A 13704-nucleotide genomic window follows, 5' to 3' on the forward strand; every position below is an offset into this window, starting at 1 on the left:
ATATGCACGCCAAAACGAGCGTGGCGAGATGCGCAGGCGCGTGCGGGAGCGGCGCCCCGGATTTGCCGGAATAGCTGTATAAAATAGGCCCGATCTCAACCTGGGCCCATGCGCATGCAACTACTCGACCATGTCTCGATTGGCGTACCCGACCTCGCCGCGGCGCGCCCGTTTTATGACGCAATCATGACAGCGCTCGGCGCGCGCAAGGTCTATGACCGCGAAACGGCGCTGGGTTATGGCGAACGTTGCGATGCCAACGACAGCGCATCGACCTGCCTTGCCGTTTATCTGGACCCGGGCGAGATCGCGGAAAACAAGCGCCATTGGTGCTTCAAGGCGGCGACGCGCGCCCAGGTGGAGGCGTTCTTTAGCGCCGGACTGGCGGCAGGCGGTCGCTCCGATGGCGAGCCGGGCCTGCGCGAGCACTATCACCGCGACTACTACGCGGCTTTTCTGATCGACCCGGCGGGCAATCGCGTCGAGGCCGTCTGCCACGCCGCGCAGGCCTAACCGGCGCGGCGCTCCCACGGCGCGTCGCGCCCGCTGCGCGCGAAATGAGCCAGGCGCTCCTGCGCCTTGAGCACGGTAAACACCGGCGCGCGCCGCAATTGCTGTTCATGCAGATCGAGCAGCCAGACGGCGAGCGACTTGTCGTCCTCACGCAGCGCGTAGAGATCGAGATCGGTATCGTGCGCCGTATTGCCGATCATTCGTTCGATATCCTTAAAGTCGGTGTGATCGGCGTGACAGACACCCGCATCGCATAAAAACCACGTGAGATAGGCGGTTTCGATCAACACAGCCAACTGGTGGCCGTTGCCTTTGCCGGCCAGCAGCGCCGCGAGCGCAAGGTGAATACGCAGCACGCGATCCTGAACCGACGCGGGTGAACCGGGTAACAACATCGACTTGCTGAGGGGTTTCTTGCCGTACATGGTGCCGTTCAGTCGATGTCACTTCGTGACGTACCACAGGGCGCTGGGCGCTGCGTTGCCGGTGGTGGCCGGTTTGGCCGGCGCGGTGGGCGACGACGGCTTCGCGCCGGGTATCTGCGCAACGGGCCACGTGGCGCCCGGGGCGGCGGTTTGTGCGGCTTTATCGGCGGCAGCGGTGGTGGCAGTTGTAGCAGTGGTAGTGGCAGCGGGCGTGGGCGGAACCTGGGCCTGAGCTTGAGTCTGAACTTGAGCTTGAACCTGCGCGCCCTGGCGCGGCACCGAGAGATACCAGAGCGCGTCGGTCGAAGGCGTCGATGCCGTGGATGACGCCCCGCGCGCGCTGGCAACCTTCTCCTTTGCAGGAGGCAACACGCTGCCGCCAGGCGCAGCAGCGGTCTGCGCGCCAGCAGGCGCAGCGCGACCGGCATCGCCATTGGCGGTCTTCTGCGCGCGCGCCTCGGTCGTGCCGATCTGGAAAATCAGCGTGCGCTCCAGCGACGAAATCACGGCATAAGGCGGCTGCGCCTCCCAGCGCAACAGCACCCGGCCGCGCGGCGTATCCGCGAAGATCGCGGGCGGGCGCTTCATGTCGCTGAACTGCACATAGACCTTCGCGCCGTCGTCGAAGACCTGTACGGGCTTCACGTCGTCCGCGCCCGTGACCGTCCAGCCGAAGCTATACGCGCCGGGCGCCGCGCCCTGGGCGATCGCCTGCGAGGCCGGCAAGGCGGCCGGAGCCGATTGCGCGGTGCGCGGCGCGTTCATGCGGACCTGGGTGACCTCGAGATTCGAAAACGGGTTGTAGCCGCCTGCGGGCGGCGTGTAAGAGGGCGGGAGGATAGGCATGGGCGAGTCCGGCGAACTGGTGATGGATTGCGCGGTGGCGTAGACCTTTTGCGCGTAGGCGAGCCGCTTGTCGGGCGACGCGGCGTTATACGCTCCGATCGCATTCCATGTCGGGCCGAACTGACGGATGTTTTCCGCCAGAATCCAGGCCGCGACGTAGGCATTGGTGCAGGGGTCGTAGAGACTCTGTTCGGTGATGCCCACCTGCGCGAGGCGCGGCAGCCACGAACTGTTGATCTGCATCAGGCCGATATCGACCGTGCCGTTGCTGTTGCGGTTGACGACATTGGTCTGGGTGCCTGACTCCACCTGCGCGATGGCGCGCATGAGGCTCACGTTGACGTGCTGGAACGCGGCCGCGTCGTCGATGCAATCGGCGAGGGCGAGTCCGGGCGTGGCGCCCAGCAGCGCGGCGAGCGCGATGAACTGAGGCGGGATAGGGCGTAGCAAGGGCGTGGTCGGGCACTGCATGATTGGTCTGGTCTATGCGTGATATTTCGCCGTGCGACGGCGATCGTTTTTCTTGTCGGTGACATTCCCCGGTCATGGTGGATTTAAATCGCGCCGCTCTTTCAATGAGCTGGCGGCGAATCGACGGCACACTGCGCTTTCGTCATTTTTGCCGGTTTGCCGTCGGCAGGTATTTTATGCTGATGCTGTTGTTCTCACGCGGCGTTAATTCGCGCGGTGCGGTATTTTAATTTGAATTCACCGAATGATGATAGATGGTGAAGTGAATAATATCGCTGATGGGTTTTTTATTGAGGGGGACGGCGGCTTGTGCGGCGCGAGCCTTGATCTGGCGCGGCTCGGCGAGTATCGACGTGCTCCGGTAAAAAGTCCCGTCATATGCCGTGTGCATTGCTTTAAGGGAAATTTTTTCGTGCAAAGTGTTCGCATGCGCCTGAAGATCTTTAAATTAATCAAGATTCATATGGCGGATATATAAAAAGTTCACGGTGAATTTCGTCATAAACGAAAGCATTTGCAGAAGCGCCCTTCAAGGCTCTCAATATCGCCATTCCGGCCGCGGATCGGATTCACCTGGTGGCTCTCATGCAGGCACAAGCGGAAACCCGCTGCCGATCATCACGGCCGCTCACCAGCCACCCCGATTGCACGCATCCAGGCAATCTGGTCGGGTTTGCAGAGATATTGTTAGTCTTGTAATAAATCCGGCGTTATACTCGCGCGGGCTCGCGCTCAAGGCGCGGGCGGTGCGTGCTCCTTTATCCGGGAGCGCCGGGCGATCACCGGTTTGCGCAGATATTAAATACAGACCGGATTGCCACGGTGGGGAAGAAGTCGCTGCGCTCAATGCGCGGACGCCGGCAATCGATGCAGTTGGCATAGTCATGAAATTTCAAACCGGCAACACACTGGCGATCGCCTTACCGCCGCCAATCGGGGATAGCCTTATCGGCATGGTCCTCGTGAACAACCTCGTGCGCAACGGTTACCGGCCCGTGGTTTTCGGCTGGGTCGCGCAGGAGTTGAAGGACTGGTTTCCCGCTGTCGAGGTGGGCCGCGTGGACGACCATCTGGGCGCCTTCGACACGGTCATCGAACTGAGGCCAACGGACTTTGGCAAATCGCTGAGCCGCGACGGCCAGACCCAGGTGCTGGCCGATCTGCCGGAATACAGCGGCTCGAAGCATATGGTCGACCGTGTCGTCGACATCGCGGGCAAGCTCTTCGAGTTGCAGGACGTCACGCGTTCGAACGGCATGGTGGTTCCGCCGGGTTGCCAGCGCAATCGCCATCCGAATCGGGTGGTGATTCACCCTACGGGGAGTCACCCCGAAAAAATGTGGAGCCGGCACAAGTTTCTCGCGCTTTCGCGCGCGCTCTCCCGTCTGCATCTGCGCTCCAGTTTCCTGGTTGCACCGAACGAATATAACGCGTGGCGCGACGCCAGCGCGGCGGGCTTCGACGTGCATGCACTGAACGATCTCGACGAAGTGGCGCGCTGGATCGCTGAATCGGGCTGGTTCATCGGCAACGATTCGGGGCTGGGGCATATTGCTTCGGCGATTGGCGTACCCACGCTGACGCTCTTCATGCGCCGCGGCCTCGCGCGCTCGTGGCGTCCAGGCTGGGGACCAGGCGACATCGTGTTGCCGCCCAATGTGATTCCGTTCGGGGCGCTCAAGGAACGGTTGTGGAAGCAACTGCTTTCCGTTAGCCGCGTGATGTCCAGTTTTCACGCTTTACGCACCACAAGCACTTCGAACACCTCGGTTCTTCCCCGCTAGAAAAGTACATGTTTTTATCTCCTGTAGTTTGCTGGTTTGTTGCACTCCTGCTGTTGCTTGCTCCCGCGGTAAATCTGATCTGGCAAGGTGGCACCGGTTATTGTTTCTTCGCGCTACTGGCGCTGGCGCTGTTTTCCGCTTTCAGCACACGGCGGCCCGCCGGTTACTTCGCGGGCCTGAAGCGCTACCCGTGGTATGTCGCCGGAATGGGCGCATTTCTGGTCGCCATTGTCATCCAGCAAGTGGTCCATGGCTGGTGGATGCCGCGCCAGTTCGACGCGATTTCCCGCTTCGCGCTGGCGATCCCCGTGTTTCTGCTGTTGCGTCAGCTGCCGTCGCGCTACTTCCCCGCAATCGGCTGGGGATGCGCCGCCGGTGCGCTCATCATCGGCGCGATTGCGCTCGCGCAGCGCCCGTCGGGCGGATGGACGGATGTGGATCGGCTCAACAACTACTACACGAATGCGATTCCCTTCGGCGATACGTCGCTGCTGCTGGCGTTCCTTTCGATTTTCACGCTGGGATGGGACGAGCGCTGTAAAAAGGCGTCGCGGGTGCTCAAGCTGGCTGCGCTTCTGGCAGGCGGCTTTGCGTCCTATTCGTCGGGTACGCGCGGTGGCTGGGTCGCTGTTCCCGTATTTCTCTTCATGCTGGGCGTGCAGTACGGCGTGTTCGCCACGCGCAGGCGCATCATGCTGGCCACGCTGACGGCCGCCATTTGCGTGGGCGGCCTGCTGGCGACGTCGCGCATCCAGCAACGCATCGCCGATTGTGTCAGTGACCTCACGCTCTTCTCGCAAGGCAAGACCGATAGTTCGACGGGAATCCGCCTGGAGTTGTGGAAGGGCGCTACGCGCCTTTTCGTGACGCATCCTGTCTATGGCATCGGCAAGGGCAAGCTGGAGGATTCGTACAACGCGCTGGCCGATCAGAACTATATTCCGCGACAGTTCGTCAACGAGCGCGCGCACAGCGACTTCTTTTCCACCATTGCGGAAAGTGGCTCGATCGGCGTGCTTTGCCTGCTGACGTTCTATTACGGTTCGGCCGTCTATTTCTGGCGCAAGCGGCGCGCGGCCGATGCGTTCGTCCGCACAGCCGCATGGTCCGGACTGGCCGTTGCCTTCAGCACGATGATCTTTGGGCTGACCATCGACGTGCTCGTGCCTGTCATGGTCACGACGCTGGTTGCCCTGCTTGTCGCCGTACTACTCGCAGCGATCGACGCACGCGAGCGAGAAATAAATGAAAAGGCCGCAAAGCGGCCAGCATCGGGGAATGAAGTTGCAATCGAACAGCTCTCAAACGCTCAAGTACCGGGCCAACCCGGCTGATCGTCAGCAAGCCGGCTTGCCGCCCTTGCAAGCCGGTGGAATCGGTCCGGGCGCGCAGGCGGGTGACGTGCAGCATCAGGTTCGGATCGACGATGTGATCGTGCAGGTGGTGCGGCTGGGCCGCACCTTCGATTGCAGTTTTGCCGTGAACGTGTATGACGCGGCAAGCCGCACGATCCGCGCGCAGCGCACCTATACGCCGTTGCAGGGCGAAGCCTGGTTGCTGGGCACGGCGCGCGACGGCAGGGGGCGTCTTCTGCTGCGCTTCATGCAGGGCAGCCACGAGCCCGAAGAAGTGATTCTGCGCATCGACTACCGACGCTTTTCGATCCCGCTGCTTTGGCCGCGCTTGCGCTTCGTCAGGATGGCGCTTGCGTCGCTCGATCCGGCGCTGGCGTGGTCGCTCGATGCCGCGGGGCGTTAAGCACGGAAAGCTCACCCGGCGGTTGCGCCGGGCGACGACCCTGGCCGCCCCAGCCGCGCAACGCCCCAATCCCCAGCGAGCGCCGCATGAGGTTCACCGTCTTTGCCGACAACCCCACGCGTTTGGCGACCTCGAAGTCCGATATCCTGCCGAGCAGCGCAATTTCCTCCGCCGTCCACGTATGTTTGACAGGCGCAATGCCTAGCTCCGTACGCTTCTTGTACACCGTCGTGTTGCTGCAGCCGATCCGTTCGGCCACGACGGCGTCGCTTACCGTTCCCAGCATCGCAATCTGTTCGTCGGTCCATTGGCGGCGCGCGCGCATGGCGGGCAGGCCGCGCTTGACGCGTGCGTAGCGCACGGTGTTGTAGCTCTTGCCGAAGCGCCAGGCCAGTTCCAGGTCGGGCACGATGCCGAGCAGCGCAAGACCCTCCTCATGCCAGTTGCCGGCAGCTGGATTGCCCTGGTTGCCCTGGTGGTCGTGGCCCGGCGGGTTCGCTGCGATGCCTGGCGTGTGCCAGTTGCGTGACCTGTCACGCTGCCCCTTGCCGCCGCGATCGGCCACTGCCGGAAGTCCCAGTTTGCGGCGCTGCAGGCGTACCGACACGGTAGAGAGCCCAATGCGCCGGGCGACCCGCGCATCGGGCAGTTTGCCGAGCAGTTGCAGTTCCTCGGCGCTCCAGTGATGCCGCGCGCTGCCGATTCCGAGCCGCCGCCGCTTCTTGTTCACCACCGTTTCGGACAGATCCAGCTGCCGCGCGACCCTGGCGTCGGACATCGTGCCGAGCAGCGCGATCTGGTCGTCGGTCCAGGCGTGCACGGTCTTGCAACTGGCTATGCCGCGGGCGAGCCGCGCGCGCTGGATCACGCCGGTGCTCACGCCCACCTGCCTCGCCAGCGACGCATCGCTTTGCCTGCCCAGCAGCGCGAGTATTGCTTCGCTGAGTTCGATGGCGCGGGTCCTGGGCGCGATGCCGAGTTTCTGCCGCATGGCGCCGACCGTTTGCGGCACGATGCCAAAGCGCTGGGCCGCTTCGGTGTCGGTAATCGTGCCGAGCAGGGCGATTTTCTCGCGGGTCCAGCGATGGCCGATCGCGCCGCGTGTGCGCGCGGATTCAATGCCGAGTTGTCGCCGCTTGGCGCTGACGGTGGGCAAGGAGGCGCCGGTGATTTTTGCGACCTTCGAATCGGTCATGGTGCCGAGGAGCGCGACGATTTCGGGCGGCCATTCATAGCGCGGCGGGCGGCCCCGGCCGTCGCGGCGGCAGGGTGGGCGCAACGTGGTGGGCGCCACGCTGGACGCGGCTTCGGCCGTCGGGCGGCGAGCCGGCGTTTGAATGCCGGGTGGCGGACTGCAAGGGTTGCGAGGCGTCGAGTCGCTGAGCAAGGGAAAAATGGGCATTTAGTTGGTCATCCTGATGAATGGAATGAGGCGACGCGCCGAGGGTGGTCGACGTGTCGATCATGCGTGTCGCCTCACGCGATGAATTCACACAGGGGACTCACGCTAGCTGGAGCGTGGCGCCGCCGGTTTCGCTAGATTGAGCTAAATGTCGCTTTTGAAATACGCGAAAAATCCGAATTTCGGCGTTCAGCCGGGGCGAGCGGCTCCAGACGGCAGCGATTTCACCATCGATTGACATTCGACAACTCGTCACGGCCGCAGATACGCGCTTTGCCGCACGTTCGCGGAGCAGAACACGCGGAATTCGACCGGTTCGTCGGCGCTGGCGCGCTCGACGATGCCGCAGGCGTGCAGCGCATGCTGAAGCGCGGACATCACCTGGCCGTCCGGGTCCTGATCGATGACGATGTCCATGATGCCGGCGTCGATGTACTGCCGGTGCGCGTCGAACATCTCGTGACCGACCCAGACGACCTCGCCCGCCAGTCCCGCCTTGCGCAGGGCGGCTTCGACGCCCGCCGAGCCGTAACCCGTGTTGTAGATGCCGGCGAGCTTGCCGCGCCGGATCGCCTCGTTCATGGCGCGATAGCAGTGCGCGTCCTGATCGAGCGATTCGACGGGCGAGACGTCGCAAACCAGATGATCGAAGTGGGCGGCGATCTCCGTGCGGCAGCCTTCGATGCGGTCAGTGTGCGCGCGGTAGTCGAGTCGCGCGGGCAACAGCAGCACGCGGCCGGGTTGCGCGAAGCGGCCCAGAAAATAGCCGGCGGTGCGGCCCGCGCGCAGGTTGTCGATGCCCGCGTAATGCAGACGGTCGATTCCGCCGATATCGGTGACCATCGTGATCACCGCCTCGCCGCGCGCGATGGCCGCGGCGAGCGCGGCGCGCACCTCGGGCGTGTCCTGGGCCGTGACGATCAGCGCCGCGCGCCGGTGGCGCGAGCGGCCCGCATGCGCGATGGAGGCGGGCAGGCGCGCTTCGTCGGCGGCGGACAGCATGGTGCGATGGACGATCACGCGCCGGTCGAGCATTTGCGCCGAGCGTTGCAGCGCTTCGCGCAGGCGGCTGAAAAATGGCGATTCGCTGCCCGGCACCATCACGTCGATGTGCACGAGGCCGTGCTGGGTGTCCGGCAGCAGGCGCGGCACCGCAAGCTGCTTTGCGGCGGCGATCACCCGTTCGCGCGCCTGCGCCGACACGCTGCCGCGCTCATTGAGCACGCGGTCGACTGTGGTGGGGCTTACGCCCGCGAGTTCGGCGATCTCGACAAAGCGCGCGGTGCGCTTGCGCCAGCGCGGCGGCGTTTCCTGGGTCACGGTGTCTCCGGTTCGACAGGCCAGTCGCCATGGTGAAAGAATGACGAAATTTCGTCAATTTTCCCGTTGAGGCCGATGCGTCCCTGGCCTATGTTCATGACATGTGTTCCGCGCAAAACGCGCCCGCATCGAACGGGAGCCGAGCCGGAACCGCCTCGAACAAGGAGACAACAGTGGCGCAAACCGACCCTACCCAGAGCGACGCGCACGGCCCGCGCGATGCCTACCGGCTGATCGGCGGTGCGGGCGAGCGCGCCCGCGCGGCGGGCCTCGTCAATGCCGACTGGTACAAATGCGCGGTCGCGCGCCCCGTGATGAAGCGATTGATGCAGCGCAGCGACGCGCGCGCGATCCGCGACACGCTGCTCTGGTACGCGGCGATTGTCCTGAGTGGAGCGCTGACGGGCTACGCCTGGCATGCCCATTCGCTTTGGGCGATTGCGGCCTTCTTCGTCTACGGCACGCTCTATTGCAGCCCGGCGGATTCGCGCTGGCACGAGTCGGGCCACGGCACGGCGTTCAAGACGCGCTGGATGAACGATGTGCTTTACCAGATCGCGTCGTTCCAGGTGTTCCGGCGCGCGACGGTCTGGCGCTGGAGCCACGCGCGCCACCATACCGACACGCTGGTGGTGGGCCGCGATCCGGAAATCGGCGCGCCGCGTCCTACCGACTGGCTCGGCATCGCGCTCAACATTTTTGCGATCAAACACGTCTCTCACGAACTGCCCAGGATGGTGAGCGCGGCGTTCGGCAAGGTGGGTGCGGAAGAGGAGACCTTTATCCCCGCTTCCGAATGGCCGAAGGTGGTGCGCGAGGCGCGCATTTCGCTTGGCATTTACGCGCTGGTGCTGGCCGCGTGCATCGGCTTTCACTCGATTTTGCCGCTGCTTTATATCGGCCTGCCCAGCCTTTACGGCGCGTGGCTCTATCTTTACTTCGGCCTTACGCAGCATGCGGGCATGCCGGAAAACGTGCTCGATCATCGCCGCAATTGCCGCACGGTGCGCATGAACCCGCTGTTCCGCTTTCTTTACTGGAACATGAACTATCACGTCGAACACCATATGTTCCCGATGGTGCCGTTCCATGCGCTGCCCGAACTGCACGAAGTCGTGAAGGCCGATATGCCGCCACCCTATCGCAGCACGATCGCCGCCTATGCGGAGATCATCCCGGCGCTAGTGCGCCAGACCCGCGATCCTTCCTATGCCGTCGCGCGCCCGATTCCGGATGCCGCGCAGGCCTGATCGATCAGCATGCCGAATCAAATAAAACGGGAGACAGACATGACGCAGTGGATCGACGCCGCGGCACTGGACGATATCGACGACGAGGACGTGATGCGCTTCGATCACGCGGGCAAGACCTTCGCGATTTATCGCGTGGGCGGCGATGTCTATGCCAGCGATGGTCTGTGCACGCATGAACAGGTGCATCTGAGCGACGGGCTGGTGATGGGGCATGTGATCGAGTGTCCGAAACATAACGGCCGCTTCGACGTGCGCGACGGCAAGCCGCTGTGCGCGCCGGTGTGCGAAAAACTCAAGACGTGGCCCGCGAAGGTCGAGGGCGGTCGCATTCTGATCGAGGTCTGAGCAATGAACGCCGATCGAGTCATGGCTATTGTCGGCGCCGGCCACGCGGGCGGCATGGCGGCGCAGACGCTGCGCGAAGCAGGATGGGCGGGCGGCATCGCGATGATAGGCGCGGAACCGCATTTGCCCTACGAGCGGCCGCCGCTTTCCAAAGGACTGCTGACTGGCGAGCGCGACGCGCAGCAATGCCAGTTGCGCGCCCGCGATGCCTGGCATGCCGACAACATCGAACATATCGTCGGCGCGGTGCAGGCGATCGATGCGCAGGCGCGCACGCTGCAACTCGCCGACGGCCGAAGCTTCGCGTATGAAGCGCTTTTGCTGGCGACGGGCGGCCATTTGCGCAGGTTGTCGATTCCCGGCGCGCAACTCGACGGTGTATTCGGCCTGCGAACGCTCGACGATGCCGCGACACTTGCGCCGAGGTTGAGCGCCGGCGCGCGCGTGCTGGTGATTGGCGGCGGCTTTATCGGGCTGGAAGTGGCGGCGTCCGCGCGCTCGCGGGGATGCGAGGTATGCGTGGTGGAGGGCGCGGCGCGTTTGCTGGGCCGGTGCGTGCCGGCGGCCATCGGCGCACATGTGCATGCGCTGCACGAGCGCAACGGCGTGCGCGTGGTACTGAACGCATCCGCACGCGCAATCGCCCAGCGTGATGACGGCGCGTTGGCCGTTACGCTCGATACGGGCGACGTGCTGGACGCGGATACGGTTGTGGTCGGTATCGGCATCGAACCGGCCGATGAACTGGCGCGCGCGACGGGGCTGGAAACGGGAAAGGACGCGGCGCGTGGCATCGTCGTAAGCGAGACCTTGCAGACTTCGGCAAGCGGCATTTACGCGGCCGGCGACGTTGCACTTTTTCCCAGCCGTTTCGGCCCGCATCGTATCCGTCAGGAAACCTGGCACAACGCCCAGACGCAGGCCTGCGTGGCGGCGCGCAACATGCTCGGCGCGGGTGAGTCGTATCGCGAGGTGCCCTGGTTCTGGTCGGATCAGTACGATCGGCAACTCCAGGTGGCGGGCGAACCGGCATTGGGCGTGCGTACCGTCGTGCGTGAAGTATCCAGCGATATCTCTAGCGATATGCAGATTCATTTCGCACTCGACGGCGGCGGGAATCTTGTTGCCGCAAGTGGCTTCGGCGCGCCGCAGGGCTTTGCCCGAGAGATGCGCCTCGCGCGCATGCTGGTGGAGCGCGCCGCGCCAGTTGACGCAGACGATCTTGCGAATCCCGACGTCAAATTAAAAAGCCTGCTTTAAAGCGTTTGATAAAAGCCATTTAAAAATATCGGAGTTACGATGGGACAACGCCTGCTCGTCTTTCAATCGCTCTGGGCAATGGAGCGCCGTCACACCGATGGTGCTGAACGCACACTTGAAGAAAACCTGCGCATGATCGCGCAAGCGGGTTTCGATGGTGTGAGCGCGCATTACACGGATCGCGCAGCGGTGCGCCATCTCGCGCAATTGCGCGCCGAGTACGGCTTGAATGCCGAAGGGCAGTGCTTCCCACGCACGATCGACGATCTGCAGCCGGTGCTGGAAAACGCGGTGGAATACGGCGCGCACCATATCGACATTCAACCCGACGTGCGCCTGCGCACCGTCGCGCAATGTGTGCAATTGCTGGACGGCTGGCAACGCCTTGCTGAGCAGGTCGACATTCCGGTCTATATCGAAACGCATCGCGACCGGATGACCACCGACCTGTTTTTTACGCTCGATCTACTCGATGCACGTCCCGACCTGAAACTGCTCGGGGATATTTCGCATTACCTCGTTGCGCGTGAATTCGCATGGCCGGTATCGGAAGAGAACCACGCGCTGATGCATCGCATTCTTGATCATTCGTGGGCATTTCATGGCCGCGTGGCGAGCCGCGAGCAGGTGCAGATCGAGTTGTCGTTCGCGCCGCATCGCATGTGGGTCGATCTGTTTCTCGACTGGTGGCGCTATGGATTTGCATCGTGGCGACGCCGCGCGGGCGCAAACGATACACTGGCGTTCACCTGCGAACTAGGGCCGAAGCCGTACGCGATTATTGGCCGCGACGGCAACGATACGACGGATCGTTGGGCCGAATCGCTGCTGCTCAAAGACTGGATCCAGACACTCTGGCGCGAGCTTGAGTGAGTGGTGTGCGCCGCTTTTGCGTCATTGCTGCGATGTTTGCATTTCCGGGCATTACCACACAGGCTGCAATAAAGCCCGGATCGCAAACGTTGTCGCCGCAACCGGATTACACCAGGCTGAATTAAAGAATTTACGCTCGAGAATCATTGCGTGAATGTAACGAAAATGACATAAAGAGTCTTTAGCGTGCTGATTTTCTCTTCCGACGAATCAGTTCGCCATGCACCCAGCGCTTGCGCAATTTCACCGTTCCGGTCCGACCGGAGGTCCACGTTGCGCCGGCGATCTGTGTCAGTCCGCGCCCGCCATCGACGCGTCGGATTCCAACTCGCGCGTGATGGAAGTGTTCTACTCGCGCCGCGATCTGATCAGCCTCGCTGTCATTGAAGGCGATCGTCCCATTGGCCTGATCAACCGCGATATCTTTCTGTCGCAGATGAGCAAGCCGTTCCATCGCGAGCTGTACGACAAGAAAAGCTGCATCGCGTTCATGGACAAAGAGCCATTGATCGTCGACGCCGACATGAGCATCGAAGCGCTCACGTTCAAAACCGTCGAGGTGGGGGAAAAAGCGCTGGTGGACGGCTTTATCGTCACGCGCGAAGGGCGCTTCTCGGGCGTGGGCAACGGTCTGCAACTGCTGGGTGCGGTGGCCGAAACCCAGGCCGAGAAAAATCGTCAGATCATGCAGAGCATCGAGTATGCGAGCGTGATCCAGCAGGCCATGCTGCGCGCCTCGCGCGAAACGCTTTCGACCATGCTGCCCGACGCGGCGCTCGTCTGGGAGCCGCGCGATGTGGTGGGCGGCGACTTCTATCACTTCGCGGCGTTCGCGGACGGCTGGTTTGGCGCCGTGGCCGATTGCACGGGACACGGCGTGCCCGGCGCGTTCATGACGCTGCTGGCTTCGGCATCGCTTTCGCAGGCGCTCGAACGTCTGGGGCCGCGCGATCCGTCGAAGCTGCTGGCGGCGGTCAATCGCAACGTCAAGGGCCTGCTTGGTCAGGTCAAGGGCGCGGGCGACGCACCGCAGTCGAACGACGGGCTGGACGCCGCGTTCTTCTGGTACGACGCCGCGCAGCAACAACTGCTGTTTGCCGGTGCGCGCGTCGCGCTGCATGTGCTGCGCCCCGAAGCGGAGCAGTTCGAAACTATCGCGGGCGAGCGCGTGGGCGTGGGCTATGTGGACAGTCTCGCGGAATATACCTGGCCGCTCCACGCGGTGGATTTGCCCGAAGATAGCCTCCTGTTCGTTTCGACGGACGGGTTGACCGACCAGATCGGCGGTGCGCGCAAGATTGCCTTTGGCAAGCGCCGCTCGCTCGACCTGATTCTTGCGAATCGTGCGCAGACGCCTTCCGCCATCTGTGCGCGCCTCGTGGATGCACTGACCGAATGGCAAGGCGCCCAATCGCGCCGCGACGACGTCACCTTATTTTTTGCACGCGTTTAAG

Annotated in this window: 13 protein-coding genes; 9 read left to right on the forward strand and 4 right to left on the reverse strand. The window is 63.3% G+C overall.

Features of this window, described 5'->3' with window-relative positions; all coding sequences use genetic code 11:
• The first annotated feature begins 114 nt into the window (after positions 1–114).
• Complete coding sequence (locus tag F3J17_RS09655; protein ID WP_167056710.1) at positions 115–513, forward strand: VOC family protein; 399 nt, start codon at positions 115–117, stop codon at positions 511–513.
• Here F3J17_RS09655 and F3J17_RS09660 read toward each other — a convergent pair.
• Together F3J17_RS09660 and F3J17_RS09665 are read right to left on the reverse strand one after the other, a co-directional pair.
• A complete protein-coding gene (locus F3J17_RS09660; RefSeq protein WP_167056713.1) occupies positions 510–938 on the reverse strand; it encodes a hypothetical protein in 429 nt (142 codons plus the stop codon). The two genes, F3J17_RS09655 and F3J17_RS09660, sit on opposite strands and share 4 nt — an antisense overlap.
• An 18-nt stretch (positions 939–956) precedes the next feature.
• Positions 957–2234 carry a transglycosylase SLT domain-containing protein gene (locus F3J17_RS09665; RefSeq protein WP_240160884.1) on the reverse strand — a complete coding sequence of 426 codons (1278 nt, stop codon included), beginning with the start codon at positions 2232–2234 and terminating at the stop codon, positions 957–959.
• A 905-nt stretch (positions 2235–3139) separates the two neighbouring features.
• Here F3J17_RS09665 and F3J17_RS09670 point away from each other — a divergent pair.
• The 3 genes from F3J17_RS09670 to F3J17_RS09680 are packed head-to-tail and all read left to right on the forward strand — an operon-like array spanning position 3140 to position 5797.
• A complete protein-coding gene (locus F3J17_RS09670; RefSeq protein ID WP_167056718.1) occupies positions 3140–4039 on the forward strand; it encodes a glycosyltransferase family 9 protein in 900 nt (299 codons plus the stop codon).
• An 8-nt stretch (positions 4040–4047) separates the two neighbouring features.
• Positions 4048–5373, forward strand: a complete 1326-nt coding sequence (locus F3J17_RS09675) for an O-antigen ligase family protein (protein ID WP_167056721.1) — start codon at positions 4048–4050, stop codon at positions 5371–5373.
• The gene (locus F3J17_RS09680) at positions 5318–5797 is read left to right on the forward strand and encodes a hypothetical protein (RefSeq protein WP_167056724.1); all 480 of its coding nucleotides are present in this window, start codon (positions 5318–5320) and stop codon (positions 5795–5797) included. Before F3J17_RS09675 ends, F3J17_RS09680 begins: the two co-directional genes overlap by 56 nt.
• Here the strand turns inward: F3J17_RS09680 and F3J17_RS09685 are convergent.
• Positions 5733–7091, reverse strand: a complete 1359-nt coding sequence (locus F3J17_RS09685; protein ID WP_167056727.1) for a hypothetical protein — start codon at positions 7089–7091, stop codon at positions 5733–5735. The two genes, F3J17_RS09680 and F3J17_RS09685, sit on opposite strands and share 65 nt — an antisense overlap.
• 360 nt (positions 7092–7451) lie before the next feature.
• On the reverse strand, positions 7452–8519 hold the full coding sequence (locus tag F3J17_RS09690) for a LacI family DNA-binding transcriptional regulator (protein WP_167056730.1): 1068 nt from the start codon (positions 8517–8519) through the stop codon (positions 7452–7454).
• A gap of 173 nt (positions 8520–8692) precedes the next feature.
• Between F3J17_RS09690 and F3J17_RS09695 the strand changes: the two genes are divergently transcribed.
• The 5 genes from F3J17_RS09695 (at position 8693) to F3J17_RS09715 (ending at position 13703) form a co-directional block, all read left to right on the forward strand.
• Positions 8693–9769 (forward strand): fatty acid desaturase family protein, encoded by a 1077-nt coding sequence (locus F3J17_RS09695; RefSeq protein WP_345891158.1) that lies wholly within the window; start codon positions 8693–8695, stop codon positions 9767–9769.
• Between the two features lie 39 nt (positions 9770–9808).
• On the forward strand, positions 9809–10117 hold the full coding sequence (locus F3J17_RS09700) for a non-heme iron oxygenase ferredoxin subunit (RefSeq protein WP_167056735.1): 309 nt from the start codon (positions 9809–9811) through the stop codon (positions 10115–10117).
• Positions 10118–10120: 3 nt separating this feature from the next.
• Positions 10121–11377 carry an FAD-dependent oxidoreductase gene (locus F3J17_RS09705; protein WP_167056738.1) on the forward strand — a complete coding sequence of 419 codons (1257 nt, stop codon included), beginning with the start codon at positions 10121–10123 and terminating at the stop codon, positions 11375–11377.
• Between the two features lie 39 nt (positions 11378–11416).
• Complete coding sequence (locus F3J17_RS09710; RefSeq protein ID WP_167056741.1) at positions 11417–12250, forward strand: sugar phosphate isomerase/epimerase; 834 nt, start codon at positions 11417–11419, stop codon at positions 12248–12250.
• 220 nt (positions 12251–12470) lie between these two features.
• Positions 12471–13703, forward strand: coding sequence for a SpoIIE family protein phosphatase (locus F3J17_RS09715; RefSeq protein ID WP_205194716.1), 1233 nt, complete (start codon positions 12471–12473; stop codon positions 13701–13703).
• The last annotated feature ends 1 nt before the right edge of the window (position 13704 follow it).

Source organism: Burkholderia sp. Ax-1719 (assembly GCF_011753055.1).
Lineage (GTDB): Bacteria > Pseudomonadota > Gammaproteobacteria > Burkholderiales > Burkholderiaceae > Paraburkholderia.